Annotated in this window: 19 protein-coding genes; 5 read left to right on the plus strand and 14 right to left on the minus strand. The window is 63.9% G+C overall.

Going from position 1 to position 20,269, the window contains the following annotated elements; all coding sequences use genetic code 11:
* Positions 1-102 precede the first annotated feature (102 nt).
* The gene (locus GGD67_RS35850; RefSeq protein ID WP_246784481.1) at positions 103-1,476 is read left to right on the plus strand and encodes a Spy/CpxP family protein refolding chaperone; all 1,374 of its coding nucleotides are present in this window, start codon (positions 103-105) and stop codon (positions 1,474-1,476) included.
* Positions 1,477-1,640: 164 nt separating this feature from the next.
* Here the strand turns inward: GGD67_RS35850 and GGD67_RS35855 are convergent, their stop codons facing one another.
* The 10 genes from GGD67_RS35855 to GGD67_RS35900 form a co-directional block, all read right to left on the minus strand.
* Positions 1,641-1,832: a hypothetical protein gene (locus GGD67_RS35855; protein WP_092259961.1), complete on the minus strand. Its 192-nt coding sequence runs from the start codon at positions 1,830-1,832 to the stop codon at positions 1,641-1,643.
* Positions 1,833-2,435: 603 nt separating this feature from the next.
* Complete coding sequence (locus GGD67_RS35860) at positions 2,436-3,299, minus strand: sugar phosphate isomerase/epimerase (protein WP_179739477.1); 864 nt, start codon at positions 3,297-3,299, stop codon at positions 2,436-2,438.
* Positions 3,299-4,489, minus strand: a complete 1,191-nt coding sequence (locus GGD67_RS35865) for a dihydrodipicolinate synthase family protein (protein WP_179739479.1) — start codon at positions 4,487-4,489, stop codon at positions 3,299-3,301. The genes GGD67_RS35860 and GGD67_RS35865 overlap by 1 nt, the downstream gene beginning before the upstream one ends.
* Positions 4,490-4,621: 132 nt before the next feature.
* A complete protein-coding gene (locus GGD67_RS35870; protein WP_179739482.1) occupies positions 4,622-5,773 on the minus strand; it encodes a Gfo/Idh/MocA family protein in 1,152 nt (383 codons plus the stop codon).
* Complete coding sequence (locus tag GGD67_RS35875; protein WP_179739484.1) at positions 5,770-7,167, minus strand: hypothetical protein; 1,398 nt, start codon at positions 7,165-7,167, stop codon at positions 5,770-5,772. The genes GGD67_RS35870 and GGD67_RS35875 overlap by 4 nt, the downstream gene beginning before the upstream one ends.
* A gap of 203 nt (positions 7,168-7,370) precedes the next feature.
* The gene (locus tag GGD67_RS35880; RefSeq protein ID WP_018322821.1) at positions 7,371-8,216 is read right to left on the minus strand and encodes an ABC transporter ATP-binding protein; all 846 of its coding nucleotides are present in this window, start codon (positions 8,214-8,216) and stop codon (positions 7,371-7,373) included.
* 151 nt (positions 8,217-8,367) lie between these two features.
* Entirely contained in the window at positions 8,368-9,360 is a 993-nt protein-coding gene (locus GGD67_RS35885) for an ABC transporter substrate-binding protein (protein ID WP_179739487.1), read from the minus strand.
* A 56-nt stretch (positions 9,361-9,416) separates the two neighbouring features.
* A complete protein-coding gene (locus tag GGD67_RS35890) occupies positions 9,417-10,226 on the minus strand; it encodes an ABC transporter permease (RefSeq protein WP_018322819.1) in 810 nt (269 codons plus the stop codon).
* 315 nt (positions 10,227-10,541) lie between these two features.
* Complete coding sequence (locus GGD67_RS35895) at positions 10,542-11,249, minus strand: TetR/AcrR family transcriptional regulator (RefSeq protein WP_177237255.1); 708 nt, start codon at positions 11,247-11,249, stop codon at positions 10,542-10,544.
* Positions 11,250-11,460: 211 nt separating this feature from the next.
* Entirely contained in the window at positions 11,461-12,309 is an 849-nt protein-coding gene (locus GGD67_RS35900) for a VOC family protein (protein WP_179739489.1), read from the minus strand.
* A 225-nt stretch (positions 12,310-12,534) separates the two neighbouring features.
* Between GGD67_RS35900 and GGD67_RS35905 the strand changes: the two genes are divergently transcribed.
* The gene (locus GGD67_RS35905; protein WP_018322816.1) at positions 12,535-13,428 is read left to right on the plus strand and encodes a sugar kinase; all 894 of its coding nucleotides are present in this window, start codon (positions 12,535-12,537) and stop codon (positions 13,426-13,428) included.
* A gap of 6 nt (positions 13,429-13,434) precedes the next feature.
* On the plus strand, positions 13,435-14,349 hold the full coding sequence (gene rbsK, locus GGD67_RS35910; protein WP_179739492.1) for a ribokinase: 915 nt from the start codon (positions 13,435-13,437) through the stop codon (positions 14,347-14,349).
* Here the strand turns inward: rbsK and GGD67_RS35915 are convergent, their stop codons facing one another.
* On the minus strand, positions 14,350-15,570 hold the full coding sequence (locus GGD67_RS35915; protein WP_179739495.1) for an NAD(P)/FAD-dependent oxidoreductase: 1,221 nt from the start codon (positions 15,568-15,570) through the stop codon (positions 14,350-14,352).
* Positions 15,571-15,798: 228 nt separating this feature from the next.
* On the opposite strand from GGD67_RS35915, the gene GGD67_RS35920 reads away from it, so the two are divergent.
* Positions 15,799-16,593, plus strand: a complete 795-nt coding sequence (locus GGD67_RS35920) for an enoyl-CoA hydratase/isomerase family protein (protein ID WP_179739498.1) — start codon at positions 15,799-15,801, stop codon at positions 16,591-16,593.
* The gene (locus tag GGD67_RS35925; RefSeq protein WP_179739501.1) at positions 16,590-17,198 is read left to right on the plus strand and encodes a histidine phosphatase family protein; all 609 of its coding nucleotides are present in this window, start codon (positions 16,590-16,592) and stop codon (positions 17,196-17,198) included. Before GGD67_RS35920 ends, GGD67_RS35925 begins: the two co-directional genes overlap by 4 nt.
* Here GGD67_RS35925 and GGD67_RS35930 read toward each other — a convergent pair.
* The 3 genes from GGD67_RS35930 to GGD67_RS35940 form a co-directional block, all read right to left on the minus strand.
* A complete protein-coding gene (locus GGD67_RS35930; RefSeq protein WP_179739504.1) occupies positions 17,158-18,498 on the minus strand; it encodes a TRAP transporter large permease in 1,341 nt (446 codons plus the stop codon). The two genes, GGD67_RS35925 and GGD67_RS35930, sit on opposite strands and share 41 nt — an antisense overlap.
* On the minus strand, positions 18,495-19,073 hold the full coding sequence (locus GGD67_RS35935) for a TRAP transporter small permease (protein ID WP_018322810.1): 579 nt from the start codon (positions 19,071-19,073) through the stop codon (positions 18,495-18,497). Before GGD67_RS35935 ends, GGD67_RS35930 begins: the two co-directional genes overlap by 4 nt.
* Before the next feature lie 187 nt (positions 19,074-19,260).
* Positions 19,261-20,268: a TRAP transporter substrate-binding protein gene (locus GGD67_RS35940; RefSeq protein WP_018322809.1), complete on the minus strand. Its 1,008-nt coding sequence runs from the start codon at positions 20,266-20,268 to the stop codon at positions 19,261-19,263.
* Position 20,269: the final 1 nt, after the last annotated feature.

Below are 20,269 nucleotides of genomic sequence, written 5' to 3' on the forward strand. Positions count from 1 at the left end.
CAACGTCCGGCCATGGCCCCGCGGCCGACGCCGCATATCGCCGCCCCCTCGCGTCCAAGCGGGCCATCGGCTGTGACCGCGCGGCCGCCGCGACAGGAGGGGATGGAGCAGCGCGCGCAGCAGCATCAGCAGCAGATCCAGCAGCGACAGCAAATCGTGCAGCAGCGGCAGCGCGAGATGCTCACGCGTCAGAGCTCGGAACGGCAGAGCCGCATCGATCGGATGCAACAGCGCGTGCAGCAATTGCAGTCGCAGAAGCCGGAAGGCGTGCGGGCGCAACGTGCACAGGAGCGGACGCTGCAGACGCAGAACCGCCTGCTCCAGCGCGAACAGAGCATGCAGCAGCGCGATCAGGCACGCCTGCAGCGGTTGGGCCCCGAGCCCGCCACAGTCGGGCGAGCCGCCACTGCCGTCGCCGCCGTGCAGGCGGCCGAGCGCGGGCGATTTGCCGAACGCTTCCGCGAGCAGGCCCCTGCGCAAGCCCAGGCGGCGCTCACCACCCGCCAGAGCGGCTGGGCTCCCCGGCAGGCCTGGCGACACCGCCATCCCGCGGTGTTCGTGGCGTGGCTTGGGCCGGTGTTCTGGCCTTACGCTTATTCCGACATTTTCAACTACACGTTCTGGTCCTATGGCTACGAGCCCGGTTATTGGGCATATGCCTATGACGACTTCGTCGACACCGTGTTCTGGGGTGGTGACGGCCCCTATTCCGCCTATGCCAGCACCAACCCGTATGATTATCCGCAAGCCGGCGGCAGCAGTCGCGCCCGTCCGCGCGCGAGCGTGAGCCCGCAAACGCTACAGCAATTGTGCGGCACACCGGACAAGGGCGTCACCGCCTGGCCGCTTGCCGATATCGCGAAAGCGGTGCGGCCGACGCCGGAGCAACGCGCGCTGCTCGATGAATTGAAGACCGCGGCGGCCAACGCTGCCGGCGTGTTCAAGGACTCCTGCGCGGAGACCTATGCACTGACTCCCCCCGGCCGCCTGCGCGCGATGATGAACCGCATCAGCGCGACGCTGGAAGCCGTCAAGATCGTTCGACCGGCCCTGGAGAATTTCTACAACTCGCTCAGTGACGAGCAGAAGGCCAGCTTCAATGCGCTCGGCCCGAATGTCGGCGAGCGCTCGCCGCAGCAACAAGCCAACGTCGAGGGCTGCGGCGATCCGAAATCCAGCCTGACCCAGCTGCCGATCCAAAGGATCGAGGCTGTGCTCCACCCAGCCGGCAAGCAGAAGGAGGCGCTCGACCGCCTCAGTGAAGCGACAGCCAAAGGCGTTGAAGGCCTGCAAGCGGCTTGCCCGAACGATGTGCCGCTGACGCCGATCGGACGGCTGGAGGCGATGCAGCACCGGCTCGAGGCGATGCTGACGGCCGCCAAGCTGGTAGAGCCTGCGCTGGACGAGTTCTATGCCACGCTGAGCAGCGAGCAGAAGGCGCGCTTCAACACGCTGCAACAGGTCGCGGGGCCGTGAGGACGGCATCGCGTTCTCTCGTTGCAATTTGCGTCGCGGTCGAACGAAGCGGGGTCACGTAATCGTCCTGCTTCAAAGCTCAACGAGACCATGTATGTCGCTGCCGCGCACTTTCTGTGAGGGTGCGGCGGCACGTAACGCAAGCGACAGCCTCGTTTCCGTCCTCACGAGGACTGCCCAGCCTCATTCGTGTTTGTGATCGCGTTGCATTGCTGGAAGTGAGAAGACAACTCGAGATTAGCCAGATGATCCCAGTATTCCGCTTCTGCGAGCAGCTTCCATTTGTTCATGCTGTTGTACGCGGCCTGTTGGCGGCATAGTGAGCTCATCGCACGCAAACGCTGCACCTTATCCACTGCGAACCTCTCTTCACGCTTGCTTGTTTGCAAGCGCATTCTGTTGTCACAGCTTCGCAGATCGAATTGACAGGTGATAGTCCGGTGTTTGACGGTGAATCAATGATAGCGCAATCGTCCGACTTTTCGGCGAACGGCCGTGGCCGACAAATTCGATCGCAAAACCAGTTTGGCACGGCGCATTGAATTGCAGATCGTCCTTGGCGGTCCTTCGCCGCGCCAAAGCACGCCAGTGCCTTCGGCAAAGCTCGCCAGCCATGTCACGCCGGACACGGCAATGGCCCCGACGGTTGCACGTCGGGGCCATTCAAGGTCAACAGGCATGGGTACATCCGCCGTCCCTGCTGATCGTTGATGCCACGGATTACCGCATCCGATCTGGCACAGACTGTGGCGAGGCTGCGGCATCGGCATGATGACATTCTGCCTGAAAGCTGATGGCAGTCCACCACATCTTTGGTGGTACTCCGACCAGCTCGCCGCCTCGCCAGCGGGGCGAACTTGCGCTGGACCAGTTCTATCGACGCCGAACAGCGGGCAGAACGTCCGCTTCAACACGCTGCAACAGCTCGCCAGCCCGTAGGGGCCGCACTCGTGGTAACTTTACACCGCCGCCTTATGCCGCGCGATGCAGGTCCGCAGCACCTCCTCCATCGGCTTGCCCCACCAATCGTGGGAGAAGATCTCGATCTCGGAATAGCCTTCAAAGCCCTCCGCTTCGACCGCCGCCCGCACGGATTTGATGTCGATGACGCCGTCGCCCATCATGCCGCGGTCGTTGAGGATGTCCTTTGTCGGCACCAGCCAGTCGCAGACATGGAACGCGAGCAGGCGATCCTTGCCGGCGCGCGCGATCTGGCTCATCAGCTCCGGATCCCACCAGATGTGATAGACGTCGAGCGCGACGCCGAGCATGCCGCTGCGAGCAGGATCGAGCCGGTCGCAGATGTCGAGCGCCTGCTTCGTCGTGTTCACGCAGGCGCGGTCGGCCGCGTAAGCCGGATGCAAGGGCTCGATCGCCAGCGGCAGCTTGGCCTGCCTCGCGTAGTCGAGCATGTCGGCGAGAGCCTCCTCGACCTGCCCGCGTGCCGTCACGATGTCCTTTGAGGCCTCGCTGCCCGGCCGCGAATATTGCGGCAGGCCGCCGACGACCAGGACGATGCAGGGCGCGCCCAGCGCCTTGGCTTCGTCGACGCAGCGCCTGTTGTCGTCGCGCACTTCACTCCGGCGCGATGCGTCCGAGGTGAACATGCCGCCGCGGCAATAGCCTGAGAGCTCGAGGCCGGCATCGCGCACTGCGCGCGCGGCGCGGTCGAGGCCGACGGATGCCACCTGGTCGCGCCAGGGATCGATGGCGCGGATGCCTTGCTTTGCACAGGCATTGATGATCTCGACCAGGTCACCCTGCTTGCGGACGGTCGCCGTGTTCAGCGACAGCCAGCGATGGTCGGACGAAAAATCGCGCATCAGGATTCGATACCGTGGGTGGCGAGCACGGTCTTCATCCGCTGCGTCGCGAGTTCAGGGTTGGCGAGCAGGCCGGCCTTGTCGGCCAGACGGAACAGCTCGGCCAGATGCAACGTGGAGCGCGTGCTCTCCTGTCCCCCGACCATGGTGAAATGGTCCTGGTGGCCGTTGAGATACGCCATGAACACCACGCTGGTCTTGTAGAACCGCGTCGGCGCCTTGAAGATGTGACGCGACAGCGGCACCGTCGGCCCCAGCACGTCGTGGAATCCGGCCTCATCCCCGGCCGCCAGCCGCGACAGCGCGTAGGATGCCGCCGGCGCAATGGCGTCAAAAATACCAAGCAGCGCATGCGAAAAGCCCTGCTCGTCGCCGGCGATCAGCTCCGCATAGTTGAAGTCATCGCCGGTGTACATCTTGATGCGCTTGTCGAGGCGCCGGCGCATGTCGATCTCGCGCTGCTTGTCGAGCAGCGAGACTTTTACGCCATCGACCTTGGCGGCGTTGCCGTTGATGATGGCCACGGCCGTGTCCATCGCCTTGTCGAGATCCCCGGTGCCCCAATAGCCCGCCAGCGCCGGATCGAACATGTCGCCGAGCCAGTGAATGATCACGGGCTCACGGACCTGCGACAGCACGCGGTCGTAGACCTTGGCGTAGTCATCGGCGGTGCGGCCGAGTTTCGCCAGCGCGCGCGATGCCATCAGGATGATGCGGCCACCGACCTTCTCCACCGCCGAGATCTGCTCCTCATAGGCGCGGATCACGTCGTCGAGGCTCCTGGCATCCTCGACCGCGAGATGGTCCGTGCCGGCGCCGGAGAACACCAGCGCGTTGCGGCGCTTGGCGGCGGCGACCGAGCGCGTGATCAGCTCCAGCGAGGTCGGCCAGTCCAACCCCATGCCGCGCTGCGCGGTGTCCATGGCCTCGGCAACACCAAGACCGAGGTCCCAGACGTGCTCGCGGAAGGCGATGGTCTTGTCCCAGTCGACGGCGACAGAGAGCCAGGGATCGTTGTCGGCGAAGGGATCAGCCACCGTGTGCACGGCCGAGAAGGCGACGCGGTTCAGCGGCCCCTCGAGCTTTGCAGGGAACGTGCGCGAGGCCGCGAGGCGGTAGGTCTCGATCGAGCGATCGGCCTTCGGCAATTTCAGCGACAATGATGACATGGGTTGGACGGGCTTGTTCATGATTTCGGACCTCTCCCCGTCATTGCGAGGAGCGAAGCGACAATCCAGACTGCCTCTGCGGAAGGACTCTGGATTGCTTCGCTCCGCTCGCAATGACGGCTTGGTAGATATCGGGACGCTATCCAATCGATCTCACGCCTTGATCGGCGCGACGTCGATCCAGCGCCGCTCCTTCCAGCTCTTCAGCGCGCATTCGGCGAGCTGCACGCCCTTGACGCCTTCGAGCAGCGTGAACTTGTAGGGCGCATCCTCGTAGACGTGACGGATGAACATCTCCCACTGCTCCTTAAAACCGTTGTCGTAGCTGACGTTGTCAGGCAGCTTCTGCCAGTCGCCGTAGAAATCGTGCAGCCGCTTCTCGTCGGGATTCCAGACCGGCCTCGGGGTAGCCTGCCGCGCCTGGATCATGCAGTCGCTGAGCCCCGCGACCGCCGAGCCATGCGTGCCGTCGACCTGGAAGGTGACGAGGTCGTCGCGATAGACGCGCGTCACCCAGGACATGTTGATGTGGGCGATCACGCCACCTTCGAGCTGGAAGGTCGCATAGGCGGAATCATCCGCGGTTGCCTTGTACTTCCTGCCCTGCTCGTCGAAACGCTCGGGGATGTCGGTGTTGCCGATGCAGCTCACGCTCTGGACATTGCCGAAGAGGTTGTCGAGCACGTAGCGCCAGTGGCAAACCATGTCCAGAATGATGCCGCCGCCGTCTTCGTCGCGATAGTTCCAGGACGGCCGCTGCGCTTCCTGCCAACCACCTTCAAACACCCAATAGCCGAACTCGCCGCGCACCGAGAGGATGCGGCCGAAGAAGCCGCTATCGCGCAGGAAGGCGATCTTCTTCAGGCCGGGCAGGAACAGCTTGTCCTGCACCGTGCCGTGCTTGACGCCCTTGGCATTGGCGAGCTTGACGACTTCGAGCGCCTCCTCAAAATTCGTCGCGATCGGCTTCTCGCAATAGACGTGCTTGCCGGCATTGATCGCCTGGGTCAGCAAACCCGGCCGGGCCTGCGTCGTCGCGGCATCGAAGAACATGGTGTCGTTCTTGTCGGCGAGCGCCGCATCGAGATCGGTGGTCCAGCGTGTGATGTTGTAGCGCTTGGCGAGCGCCTCGACCTTCTCAGCGCTGCGGCCGACCAGGATCGGATCTGGCATCACGCGGTCGCCGTTCTTCAGCCGTACACCGCCCTGCTCCCGGATCGCGACGATCGAGCGGATCAGATGCTGGTTGAGCCCCATGCGGCCGGTGACGCCGTTCATGATGAGGCCGAGGCGTTGGGTGGTCATGTCAAATGCTCCTGAAGTGATCTCGGCTGTTCGAGCGGGCGGAGCGCCGACCAGTCCGGATGAACCGACGTCGCAAAGCCCGTTGCGTGGAGCGATCCCGTCAGGAGATCGCCGTTGTGAATGGAGAGGCGAATGCCCTGCCCGGTATCGGCATAGAGATCGGGATGCGCGGCGGCGAACGCCTGCGCTTCGGCGAGAGGCGTCTCGCCAAAGCCGTCGACATAATGATGGCCGTTGCGTTCGGCATGCGTGACGCCGATGAAGGCGCCGAGCGCGAGGTCCTGCTGCACGGCGAGGCCGGCCTGGCAGGTCAGATCCTCACCTGTGATGAAAAACGTTTCAGCGCCGGTAGTCCATTGCGCGGCGCGGACCGCGTTAAGGATCCATTTGTAGAGACCCTTGCAGGATTTCGAGGAGATGCCGCGATAGCCGAGCGGCCTCATCGCCAGAAACGTTCCGTAGGAATCATCGGCTTCGTCGATGATGAAGTCACGCGTGGCGAGCGACCCGAGAGCGGTCTGGAATGTAATATCGCGCGGCATTGGCTGCTCGATGTAAAGAAGCCGGGTCGAGATTCCGTGCAGGGCTGCGTCGCCATCAAGGCGATCGATCAATGCACGCAATGCAGCAAGGTCGGCGTATTGTTCGTTGGCGTCGAGGGAGACCTTGTAGTCACGATTCAGGTTTCCGAGTTCTTTGCCGATGCGCGCCAGCCGTGCCACATCTGCTTCCGGATCGCCCGACAATTTGAGCTTGAAATAGCGAGCGCCAGCGTTTTCGCGTACGTCCGCTACCCCACCCTCGCCCTCGATCTTGTCATCGAGGCCAACCGTGTGCCGTATAGCAACCCGCGGCAGAGGCGTTCGGCCCTTCAGAAACCCTGCGATCTCGGCGCCGGTCAGATCGAGTGACATCCGCCCGTCGATCCCCGCGATGTTGTCAGCCATTCCCTCGAAAAAGCTCGCACCGACCGCGCGCAGGAGCGCGTCGAGGATCGCCTTGTCGATTTCCGCCGGACCATAGCCCGCTGCAAGCGGCGGAATATCCTCTTCCGCGCACGCCTTGACTTGGGCGGCAATACACGACGCATGCAATCCAAACGCTGGACGAAACCCGGTCTCCGCAAGATAAAGCCCGCGCGCAATCTCGAGCGACCGTCGCAAGCCATCCACCGTCTGCGCCGGGGACAGCTCCGGCCGCTTGTCGAACCATTTTGGCACGAGCAGCTCGGCACTGGCGCCGACCGCGCTCCCCCTGCCCTCCACCTCGATCTCGACTCGCACGAACAATTGTGGCGTCGCGTTGATCGTGATCGCACCGAAGCGGAATGGCCGCGCGAACTGCACGGGACGTTCGAAGAAGGCGATGTCTCGCAGCTTCAGGCGGGGTGACATGGTGCTAGTTGGTCCCGACGATTTCGCCACGGCGGCGGTGCACCTCTCCCGCTTGCGGGAGAGGTCGGCGCAACGCGCCGGGTGAGGGTTTTCTCCTCTTAGGGGTCCTCGCGAGCGGAGACACCGCCTCCCCGACCCTCCCCCGCAAGCGGGAGACGGAGCGCATCGTCGTCGTGGTTGCAGCCGAGATCAATCGCATTGCCTCAGTCCAACGCCCCTTGCGAGAAGAAATGCTTGCGGATGCGCTGCACAAGCTCGGTGAAAACCGGGTCGGCCATGACGTCGAGCGAGCGCGGGCGCGGCAGCGGTACGTCGTAGATCGCGGCGATTGCGCCGGGGCGCTCGGTCATGACCAGCACGCGGTCGGCCAGGAACACGGCTTCCGGAATCGAATGCGTGATCAGGAGCACCGTCTTCCTGGTCTCGCGCTGGATCCGCATCAGCTCGACATTCATGCGCTCCCGCGTAAGTGCGTCGAGCGCGCCAAACGGCTCGTCCATCAGCATGATTTTTGGATCGTGCACCAGTGCGCGACAGATCGAGGCGCGCTGCTGCATGCCGCCGGAGAGCTGCCAGGGCAGCTTCTTCTCGAAGCCTTCGAGGCCGACCAGCTTCAGCAGCGCCTTGGCGCGGGGAAGATATTTGTCCCGGGGCAGCCGCTTCATGTCGATCGGCAGCATGACGTTGGACAGAATGTTGCGCCAGGGCAGCAGTAACGCGTTCTGGAAGACGATGCCGACATTGCCGTGCGGGGTTGTCACCTTCTCGCCCTCGACCAGGATCTCGCCTGATGTCGGCGGCAGCAAGCCGGAGATTAGCTTGAGCAGCGTGGACTTGCCGCAGCCGGATGGCCCGACCACGACGAAGAACTCGCCGTCGTTGATGTGGAAGTCGAGCGGACGCAGCGACGGCACATCGCCGTCGCGCGTCCTGTAGGTCTTCGACACGCCGGACAGTTTGATGCCCGAGGCATCGCCCGCGGCCCGGTCGCTCACCAGTCTCAGATGGGCGGCCGGCTGGACATCGATTGGTTTGGTCGCAGGGTTCATCGCAGCGCTCTCCCTCCGTCGTCCCTGCGAACGCAGGGACCCATACGCCGTGCCGGCGCATCCGGGCACGCGGAGTGAGACCTTTCGTAACAACCGAGGCCGGTGGTAATGGGTCCCTGCGTTCGCAGGGACGACGGCGGATATTGATCGCTCACGAGCCACTCTTCGGCAGATAGTCGTTGGTGTAGAAGGCTTTCGGGTTGTCCTTGGCCTTGGCATCCAGTCCGCCATATTCGACCATCAGGTTGACGGAGTCCGTCATGTTCTGGTCCGTGACCTGGAACGGCCGCTTGCTCTTGGTCTCCGCGGTCCGGTACAGCGGAATGGTCAGCTCAAAACCCTGCGTCAGCGTGTCGATCTTGCCGCCCTTGGGGTTGGCATCGAGGATCGACTGCGCGGCGGCCTTCGGCTCCTTCTCGGCGGCTTCGACCGCCTTGGTCGTCGCCGACATGAAGCGGCGAACGAGATCGGCATTGGCCTTCACATAGTCAGCATTGGCGATGATGCCGGAGGAGACCATGTTGATGCCGTAGTCGGCAAACTTGATCGGGTAGACGTCCTTGCCGGTGGCGTCCTTGATCTTCATCGACTGGTCCATGACATAGCCGAGCAGCAGATCAGCCTGGCCGTTGATGACCGCGTTGAGCTTGGTCTGACCGTCGCCGGCAACGGTCTGGAAGTCGCTTTCCTTGAGGCCGGTCTTCTTCAGGAACAGCGGCCAGATCTGGGTCATGGAATCGGCCGGCGTGATCGCCACCGTCTTGCCCTTGATGTCTTCGGGCTTTTTGATGTTCTTGTCAGCAAAACCCATGGCGGACATCGGTGAGGTCTGCAGCAGCACGCCGGTCGCAACCACGGGCGCGCCCTTGATCGCGGCGCGCATCATGGTGGGGACGTCGACATAGCCGAAATCGGCGGTCTTGGCGGCGACGGCCTGCGTGGTCGCAGCCGAGCCGCGGCCTTCCTGGATTTCGAGCTCGATGCCCTCGGCGGCATAGATGCCCTTGGCCTTGCCGTAATAGAACGGCGCGTGCTCGCCATAGACGTACCAGTTCAGCATCAGCACGACCTTGTCGGCCGCCTGCGCCGGCATGGCCGCGAAGGTCAGCAGCACCGCCGAGACAGCTCCTATCCACCGCTTCATCGTCACTCTCCCTTTGCCGTTGTTGCGTCGGCCATTGGTGGCCGTTTGCGCTTTAGTTAAGAAGCGAAAATCACGTCCTCGCGCTGGCTGACATGCCAGGGAATGACCAGCTTCTCGATCCGGTCGACGATCCAAAACAGGATCACGCCGAGCAGCGCGAGGATCACCAGGGCTGCGAACATCGTCGGCAGGTCGAAGGTGCCGATCGAGCGCTGCATCACGTAGCCGATGCCGGAATTGGACCCCACGAACTCGCCGACGACGGCGCCGACCACGGCGAGCGTCACCGACACTTTGAGACCCGAGAAGATCGCCGGCAGCGCGTGCGGCAGATTCACCGCACAAAACACCTGGAAGCGGCTGCCCTGCATGGCGCGGGCGAGATCGACCATGTCAGGATCGACCGATTTGAAGCCCTGCACGGCCGAGACCACCACCGGAAAGAAACCGAGCAGGAACGCCGAGATCACCTTTGGAATGATGCCGAAGCCGAACCAGACCACGAAAAGCGGCGCGATCGCGATCTTGGGCACGGATTGCGAGAACACCAGCAGCGGATAGATGTAGCTCTCCACCGTCTTCGAGCCCGCAATCAGCATCGCGACGGGAATGCCGAACAGAGCGGACAGCGCGAAACCGCACACCGTCGCATAGGTCGTCGGCCAGGACTGGCGCAGCAGTTCCGGCCAATCGGTACGCAATACGGCAACGACATCGAGCGGCGACGGGATCTGGTAGGCGGGGATCCTGAACAGCCGGATGGCGAGATCCCAGGCGACGACGATGAAGACGAGGAACAAGAACGGCCGAACCCAGGCCGCATTCAGCAGCTTGGAGATCGCATTCTGCGGCTTCAGCTCGGCCAATTTTCACTCCCGGCAGTCTTCTTCGTTGTGGGGAGAAATTAACCCGTTGGATAAATACTGTCCAGACCTTTCCCTGTGACGTTTTGCGGCGGCGGTTCCGCGGTGCTTTGGAAATGGGACGTTGCTGCGCTGCGTCCGGGGCATGAGACCGCCCCACTCTCGGTGTCATTCTCCGCGAAAGCGGGAATCCAGTACGCCGCGCCCTCTCCGCATCCCTTCGCTGTCTCTGGAATACTGGATCGCCCGATCAAGTCGGGCGATGACAGCGGAGAACTTGGAATCAGCAGCCGATCGTCGACCAGCGACGAGCGAGCACTACACCGTCTGCGCTACCACGCTGCGCGACTTCGGCGCTTTCGCGATCTCGAACAAGGCCACGGACTGTCCCGTCAGCGCAGCCAGCACCAGGCCGACCATGTGCGCCAGCCGTTCGTCCTTGGCCTTTTTGTCCAGGAGATCGCGGCCGAAGATCACGCTGAGCGTCGCCGAGTTCGAGAGGTAGAAGAAGCAGAGGCCTGCGATCGAGATGTAGAGCTGCACCGGATCGACCGCGACCTGGAAGTCGCCGCTGTCGACGCCGCGTCGCACCACAGTACGGATCATCTCGACGAAGGGCGAGTGCATCGACTTGACCTTGGTCGATTTCTTCAGGTGCTTTGCGCGCGCGAGGTTCTCGGTCTGCAGCAGCGACAGGAATTCGGGATTGCGCAGGAAGTAGTTCCAGGTGAACTCGATCAGGCGCCGGATGGCCTCGGGCGGATCGAGATGTTCGAGATCGAGCCCCCGCTCCTCGCTGCGGATCTTGTCATAGGCGCCTTCGAGCACCGCGAGGTAAAGCTCGTCCTTGTTGCCGACGTGGTAGTAGAGCATGCGCTTGTTGGCGCCGGCCTTGGCCGCGATGCGGTCGACGCGTGCGCCGGCGAGCCCGTGGGCGGAAAACTCCTGCTTGGCGGCTTCGAGAATGCGCAGCCGCATCCCCTCGGGATCACGCTGCCATTTCAGAGTTCGCTTTGCCTTCGCCAAGTGGAGTGCTCGCTGGGGTGCTGTCGGTACGCGTGTAACACGCGGGCAGCCCGCCGCATAGTTTCGCGACAGTGAAAGCCAAGCAAGCCGGTTTCGTAGGGTGGGCAAGAGCGCTCTTGCGCCGTGCCCACGTCTTCTCATCGAGCAGCCAAGACGTGGGCACGCTTCGCTTTGCCCACCCTACGAGAGTCTTCGAGTGGAAAGACCGCTTTCACCCCACCGGCTTGGGCGAGCGCTCCAGCAGCACGGTCTGGATGCCGCAGGTGCCGTTTCGCACCGTCATGATTCGCGTGCCGGGCTTGCGGCCGTTGCGGACCTCGGTGACGTCGAGGCCGGCGGCGATCAGGCGGGCGCGCGTGGCGTCAATGTCGGCGACCCGCCAGCTCAGGCCCCAGAGCCGGTCACGCGCGTGGTCACCGCCGGCGACCAGCCGGCGGACCACCTCGACGATGAGATCGCCGCAGCGGAAGAACATCAGCTGGCCCCAATCCTGGTGCGAGCGGTCGAGCGCCAAATCGAGCCCGAGCCGTGCGCCGTAGAGCGCGGCGGCGCGTTCGGAATCCTCGGTGGTGACGACGACATGGTCGAGTGCGTCGATCGGCGCGACGTCGGTCGCCGGGGAGAGCGGACGCTCGTCGGCCAGTTCGAGGAAGAACATGCGCACGCCGCGCGTGAGTTCCGTGGCGGCGCGCGTGCGCTTCCAGTGCAGGACGTTGCCGGTTTCCGAATCGCTGCTTTCGACCTCGGCAACCGGATCCGGGCTCAAGGCCACCCGCTGCAGCCGCCGGTGCATCCTGCTCATGTCTGCGACACGAAAGCACAGGCTGGCGAGCACGCCCTCCTGGTCGTCGAGCAGCGCACGCATCCGATCGGCCGTCACGCTGAAACCGCTCGGCGCCATCAATTCGATCGTCATGTTCTCGAGGGTGAACAGCACGCGGTCGGCGCCCTCGCCGGAATTCTGCCAGGCCGGCGCGCGGGCGAGCAGCGTCTGGTAGGCCGCCTTGGCTGCACCGATATCCCTGACCAGAGCGACGACGTGATCGAGGCCGGTGATCATATGTCCCCCTTTTGATCGACCCTTTTATTGACCTGGAACCAATGCGCAGAAAACACGGCGTTTGTCCGGGGCTTGGCATTGCCCGGTGATGGTCGTATTCCGGCCTCATGCTGACCTCAAGCGCTTGGGGCGGCAGATTTGCGAATAATTTCAGCGATCCCTGAGCGGAACCGGTGCTACAGTAAGCGCGCCGGCCTGGACCACAAAGCGCATGACGGACAAGCAATGCAGGCTCTCTTCATCGGACAGACCTATATCGACGTCGTCTTCATCACCGACCACATGCCGACTGGGGACGAGAAGCACGTGGCCTCGGACTACGCGGTCTCCTTCGGCGGCAACGCGGTGACGGCGGCGTTCTGCTGCGCCAAGCTCGGCATCGTGCCGGATCTTATCGCCACCGCGGCCAATGACTGGCTGGGGCGCATGTTCCAGGACATGTGCGCGAAATACGCGATCTCGCTGCACGGGCGGAAGGTCAACCAGTCCTCGCTATCCTTCATCATGCCCAAGGACGGCAAACGCGCCATCGTCCGCTGCCGCGACGACGAGCACATCCACCCCTTTCCGATGCTCAATCTCGGCGGCTGCCGCGCGCTGCACGTGGATGGTCATCAGCCCGATGCCGCGATCCACTACGCCAAGGTCTGCCGCGAGGCCGGCATCCTGACCTCGCTCGACGGCGGCGGCCTGCGCACCAACACCCATGAGCTGCTGGAATATATCGACGTCGCCATCGTGGCCGAGCGCCTGTGCGAACAGATGGACCTGACGCCGGAGAAGATGCTCGACTATCTCAAGAGCCGCGGCTGCAAGATCGGCGGCATCACCATGGGCGAGAAGGGCCTGCTCTGGTACGACGAAACAGGGACGGTGCAGGTGATGCCGGCGATGCCGATTCCGCGCGAGCGCGTGATCGACACCAACGGCGCCGGCGACGTGTTCCATGGCGCCTATGTCTATTCCTACCTCGCCCATCCCGGCAAAAGCTGGCGCGAGCACTTTGATTTTGCCCGGGCCGCCTCGACCTTCAAGATCCAGCGCCTCGGCAACGAGGCCGGCTTGCCGACGCTCGTCGACATCGCCAAGGTCAGGCACGAGTTCGAGGTCAGGGTCTAGATCCAGATGGGGCGCGTTTTCGTCGCCGGCAGCATCAACATGGATGTGGTGGCGACCGCCGATCGCCACCCGCGCGTCGGCGAGACCGTCGCCGGCCGCGAGGTGCTGTATTTTCCAGGCGGCAAGGGCGCGAACCAGGCGGTGGCGGCGTCACGGCTCGGCGCGAAGACCACGTTGATCGGGCGATTGGGGAAGGATTCGTTCGGGGCCGAGTTGCGGACGTTTCTTGGCGATCAGGGCATCGATCTCGGCTCGGTGCGCGACGCCGACACCCACACCGGCACTGCGATCATCACCGTCGCCGCCTCCGACAATACGATCGTCGTCATCCCCGGCAGCAATGCGCAGGTCAGTGCGGACGACATCGCGGACGTGCCGCTGGCGAAGGGTGACGTCGCGGTCAGCCAGTTCGAGATCCCGCTGCCGACGATTGCCGCGTTCTTCCGGCGCGCACGCGATGCCGGGGCCGTGACCTTGCTGAACCCGGCGCCAGCGCAAAAGATGTCCGGTGAACTGCTCGCGCTCGTCGACATCCTCGTGCTGAACGAGACCGAGCTCGGCTTCCTCGCCGGTGAGGAATTGTCCGACGGCGACGAGGCCGCGAAGATCTTCGATGTTGCGCGAATACTTCAGGCGCGCGCGGACCAGACCATCTGCATCACGCTCGGCAAACGCGGCGTGCTTGCGCTTGCGGGGCGCGAAGAGGCCGCCGTGCCCGGGCGTGCCGTGAAGGCGGTCGATACCACCGGTGCCGGTGATTGTTTTGTCGGCGCGCTCGCCGCGCAACTGGCTGACGGTGTGCCCTTGCGCGCCGCCCTCGCCTTCGCCAACGCGGCCGCCTCGATCAGCGTGCAGCGCATGGGCGCGGGGCCGTCGATGCCGACGGCCGCGGAAGTGGCGGCTGTGCTCCGCGCTGGTTGATCACGCCAGCGCGCTCTTCAGATCGAAGCTTTCATCCGCGGCCTGCGCCGGCGTGATCGAGCGATTCATGCCCTGCAACCGTCGGCCGAACATGTGATCGCCGGCGCGGTTGATCGATTCGATGCCGAGCAGCGTCTCACCCTTGTAGCAGAACGCGGAAAACGCCTTGTTCGCGGCGCTGCCACGCAGCACGACGCGGTCGTAGCCGGTGGTGAGGCCGGAGATCTGGAGCTTATCGTCGCCCTGGTCGCTCCAGAACCAGGGATGGCTGTCGTAAGGTTTGCGGTCGCCGGTCAGTCGCGCGGCGAGGCAGCGGGCGTGGTCGGTGGCGTTCTGCACCGATTCCAGCCGCAGCGATCCGCCGAAGCGGGGGCTTGCGAACAGTGCGCAATCGCCGATCGCGGAGATGTCAGGGTCAGCCGTCGAAAGATATTCGTCGACAATGATCCCGGCGGCGACCGGCAGCCCGGCTTCCGCGGCAAGCTCGATGTTGGGCAGCACACCGACGCCGACCACGACGAGGCCGGCGGGCAGATGCCGACCGTCGCTCAGGGAGACCCCGGTGACCTTGCCGCCTTCTGCCTCGATCGAGGTCGCCTGCACGCCGAGATGGACGCGGATACCGGCCTCGCGATGGCGTTCCTGAAAATACTCCGACACCTCCGCCGTCACCGCCCGCGCCATCACGCGCGGGGCGAGCTCGAGCACGTCGACCTCGAGGCCCTTGATCCGCGCGGTGGCGGCGAATTCCAGGCCGATGAAGCCGGCGCCGATCACCACGACCCGTGACTTCGAGGGCATGATCGCACGCAGCGCCTCGCTCTCGTCGAGGATGCGCAAATACTTCACGTCGGGCAGATTCGCATTCGGCAGATCAAGCAGCCGGTTGCGCGCGCCCGTCGCCAGCACGAGATGACCGTAGGCCAGCGTCTCGCCCGAGGCGAGCAGCACCTTGTGGCCGGCGCGGTCGATCGACACTGCACGGCCCGCGATCAGCTCGATCTTCTGGTCCTGATAAAATTTCTCCGGCCGGAACATCAGGCTCTCCGGCCCGGCCGAGCCCTTGATATAGGCCTTGGACAAAGGCGGCCGCTGATAGGGCAGATGCGCCTCGTCATTGATCAGGCAAATGCGCTGCGAAAAGCCCGCCTGGCGCAGCGATGCCGCGACCTGATAGCCGCCATGGCCGGCACCGACGATGATCACCCGACCGTCGCTCATTGGACAGCCCATTTCCGGAAGACACGAGCGTGACCCATGCCGTCTCCTCTCTCGCTGATTTTGGTTGCTGGCCTTACGAGGAGCCGGCGCTCGTGTCCGTCCCTTGGCAAAGGCAGCCCCATTTGAGCCTATCGTTTCGCCCCGCGCAAGGGCGGCGGTCGGGGATTGTCACCCCTGCCCTTCTGCGATTTAGTTGCAGCAACCACCTCCTGCCGGAGACTCTCTCAGATGCCAGCTCCCATCTCCCAGCCCGATGATCCCGCCCTGCTGCGGATCGACGGCCCGATCGCGACCATCACGCTCAACCGTCCCGCCGCGTTCAACTCCATCAATCTCGCCATCGCGCAGAAGCTAGAGCAGCTTGCGGCCTATCTCGAAGGCGACGACGACATCAAGGTCGTCGTGCTCGAAGGCGAAGGCCGTGCGTTCTCGGCCGGCGGCGATCTGCAGACGATTGGTGCCGCCGCCGAAGCGGGCACGGTGACGCCTGTTGTCGGCGAGCTCCTGAAGCACTATCACGCCTTCATCGAAATCATCCGGCGCATGCCGAAAATCTCGTTGTCCAGCGTTCACGGCTCGGCCGCCGGTGCCGGCATGGGCCTGGCCTTCGTCACCGATCTCTGCATCGCCGCGGACGACGCCAAATTCACGCCGGCTTATGCCAAGATCGGGGTGTCGCCGGACGGCGGCTCGACGGTCGGCATCGTCGGCACGGTCGGCTCCCGCCGGGCGCTGCAGATCTTTCTCGCCGAGGACAATTTTACCGCGCAGCAGGCCTATGAATGGGGCCTCGTCGCCAAGACGGTTCCGGCCGCCGAACTGAAAGCGGCCACACGAAAACTCGCGGAGCGTCTGGCGCAGAACCCGCCGGCGGCGATATCAGGCACCAAATCGCTGGTCTATCAGGCCGCCACCACGCCGGTGAAGCAGCAGCTCGATGCCGAGGAGCACAAGATTATCATGGCGATGAATACGGAGGAATTTCGCAGCGCCGTGAAGAAATTCACGAGCAAGTCGAAGTGACGACACCAGCGCGTACGTTCTACGGCCTTCGCCACGGCGCGACCGACTGGAATCGCGAGGGACGATTCCAGGGGCGGACCGACAATCCGCTGAACGAGGACGGCCTCAGGCAGGCGCACGAGGCCGCGGGCATGCTGCGCGGCGCAGGCATCAGCCGCATCGTCGCAAGTCCCTTGGCCCGCGCGGCGCGAACGGCCGAGATCATCGCGGCCGCGATCTCGGTGCCGCTGGCGATTGACGACGGCATCATCGAGTTCGACTTCGGGAGCTTTGAAGGCCTGCCAGTTCGCGACCTCATGATCAAGCACGGGGTCAAGTCGGCGACGGGCCTCGTCTCGATCCTGCCGGCCGACGGCGAGAGCTGGGACGCCATGACGAAACGGTCGCTGGCTTGCGTCTCGGCGTGGCTCGACCGTCATCCCGGCGACGATCTCCTGTTCGTCTGCCATGACGCGGTGATGCAGGGGATGGCCAACGCGCTGTGCGGCAGTTACTTCAAGAATAGCCATGGCACGCCGTTCCGTTACCTGCGCGAGCAGGCCCAATGGCGCGTCGAGCAAGTCGTTACTTCGGACAGATATAGCCCGTCCCCGCCGGCGACTTGAAGCAGCCGACCGATTCCGGCAGCACCTTCTGCGGCAGCCACAGCACCACGCTCGGAAAGTAGATCGCGAATGCGATCGTCCCCAGGAACACCAGATAGATCGGCAACGCAGCGCGTAGCGCTTTCGCGAAACTTATGCCGACGAATTTCGAGGCCATCAGCAGCACCAGCCCGTAAGGCGGCGTGATCAGGCCGAAGGCCAGCGTGGCGATCAGCACCACGCCCATATGGACGCTATTGATGTCACCCGCCTCCGTCAGTGTGTTGACCAGCGGCATGAAGATGATGATGGTCGGCACCGGCTCGATGAAGTCGCCGACCACGGTGAAGAGCAGCACCATCAGCAGCATGATCAGGTGCGGATCGTTACCTGCCATCGAGGTGATGATTTCGGCGATGTAGCTCGCCCCACGCAGATAAGCGAGCATCCAGCCGAAGGCATTGGCTGCGCCGATGGTGACCAGCGGCAGCGAGAAGATCAGTCCGGCAATGCAGAAATCGTAAGGGATATTCTTGATGTGCCCGCGATTGAGCGCGGGGATCACGACAAAGACGATCCAGACGACGGCGACCACGCCGGCTTCCGTCGGCGTGAACCAGCCGGTCAGGATGCCGCCGAGCAGGATCACCGGGATCATCAGCGGCAGCGCCGCATCGCCGGCGGCGAACACCACCTGCCGAAGCGGCGCGCGCGGCTTGCGCAGGCCGGAGGGGCCGAAGAAGTAGCAATAAAGCATCAGACCGAAGCCGATCATCAGGCCGGGCACCACGCCCGCCATGAACAGGCCCGCGATCGAGACGTTGCCGACCGCGCCATAGACCACGGCGGTGATGCTCGGCGGCACCAGCGCGGCGATTGTGGAGGCCGAGGCAATGATGGCGGCGATGAAGGCCGGCTCGTAACCCTCTCGCTTCATCGGTCCGCCAAGCGCGCGGCTCATCACGGCGACGTCGGCGGTGGTCGAGCCCGACATCTCCGAGAAGAACATGCTGAAGACGACGACGACCTGCGACAGCCCGCCCCTGATATGCCCGACCAGCGACACCGAGAGGTTCGCGATCCGCACCACCACATTCGCCGAGCTCATGAGCTCGCCGACCAGCAGGAAGAACGGGATCGCCAGCAGCGCCTCGGAATCGACGCCGTCAAAGATCTTCTGGATGATGGCCGCGAGCGAAACGTCGGAGAGGATCGCGCCGATGAAAACGCCGGCCATCAGCGAGAACGGCACGGGCACGCCGAGATAGCCGAACGACAGGAAGCAGATCGTCATCAACGCCAGAACAACAGGTGCGCTCATAGCTGCGCCCTCGCCTGCGCGTCGGTGACGATGGGCGTTCCATCCTCCTCTGGCGGCTCGGGATGATCGAAGCCGTTGCGCAGCCCGTTGACCAGCTGCTCGATGGTGAACAGGCCGATCAGCACGCCCGACAGCGGGATGATCGCATAGAGCGAGGCGATCGGCGTACCTGACGGCAGGCGAAAGCTGCCGAAGCCGCGCAGATAATTCTGATAGCCGTACCAGATCAGGCAGAAGGCGACACCGAGCACGACGAGGCGGATGATCAGCTCGACGATCAGCCGCGAGGTGCCGTGCAAGGCCTCGGAGATCGCGGTGAGATAGAGGTGGTCGTTGCGGCGCGTCGCAGCGGCCGTGCCGATGAAGATCGCGTAGATGAACAGCGTCGAGGTGACCTCCTGCAGCCACAGCCAGGGATGACCGATGGTCCGGGTGACGATGTCCGCGGTGACCGACAGCGAGAAGCCGAAGCAGAGCACGCCGCAGAGGATCATCAGCGCCAGCTCAAGCCAGTCGAGCCAGCGCCATTTCAGGTGGCGTTGGCGATGCACAAGCAGTTTGTCGGCGATGGCCATTAGTCCCCCGTCCCAAAGCTATCGGATGAGACAGCTGGGAAGCTGCCGATCACGCTCGGCCTGCATGGTTCGAGACGCCCGCTTCGCGGGCTCCTCACCATGAGGGTCTAAAATCTCGCCGCGAAACGAGACCTCATCCTGAGGGCCCGCCGCAAGGCGGGCGTCTCGAAGGATGGCCGCAAGCGACCTAATTGATTGACCGGATCAAGTCCTTGATCTTCTCGGCGTGCGGCCCGAGCTCCTTGGCGAGCTTGTCGAGATAGGGATCGGCGACCGCAACAAAGCTCTTCTTGTCGACGTTATCGACGACCTTCACGCCCATCTTCTTCAGCTTTTCGGCGGCGGTGCGCTCCAGCTCGAACGCCTTCGCCGGCTCCTTGGTGCTGATCTCGTTGGCCGCCGTCTGTACCCAGCCCTTCTGCTCGGCCGACAGGCTCTGCCAGAGCTTGTCGGAGATGAACACCAGCGCGTTGTTGGCCTCGTGCTCGGTGATGTTGAGGACCGGCGCCACCTCGTAATGCTTGTTGACGAGGTAGACGTTGATGCTGTTCTCGGCGACGTCGACGACCCCGGTCTGCAAGCTGGTGTAAACGCTGCCGAACGGCATGTGCACGGTCTGGGCGCCATAGGCCGGGAACATGGTGTCCTCGGTCGCGGTCGCCTGCACGCGGACCTTTGCGCCCTTGATGTCGCCGACGTTGTGGATCTCCTTCCTGGCGTACATGTGGCGCACGCCCTGCGATCCGGTCGCGATCACGTGCAGCCCCTGCGTGGTCTCGTCGATCATCGTCTTGAGCGCTTCAAACACGCGGGGATCGGCCAGCCCCTTGACCACGTGCTTCTCGTCACGGAACAAATAGTGCAGCGACATCACGCCGGCCTGCGGCGAGATCGTCGCGGTGTTGGCGGAGGAGATGATCGAAAATTCGACGTCTCCGGCTTTCACGAGCTGGAGCACCTGCGGCTCCTGCCCGAGCTGCGCGCCCGGATACTGGTCGATGATCATGGTGCCTTTGCTCAACTCCTTGAGCTTTTCGGCAAAGATGTCGCCCGCGATGGAATAGCCGGTGTTGCGCGGCTGGTCGTAGGCGAAACGATAATGCTTCACCTCCTGCGCCCCCGCCCCGGTCACGAACAGCACGGCGGCCGCAGCCGCCAACCCATGTAAGAATCCTGGCATGGATCGTGCAATCATC

The sequence above is a fragment of the Bradyrhizobium sp. IAR9 genome (assembly GCF_013408065.1).
GTDB lineage: Bacteria > Pseudomonadota > Alphaproteobacteria > Rhizobiales > Xanthobacteraceae > Bradyrhizobium.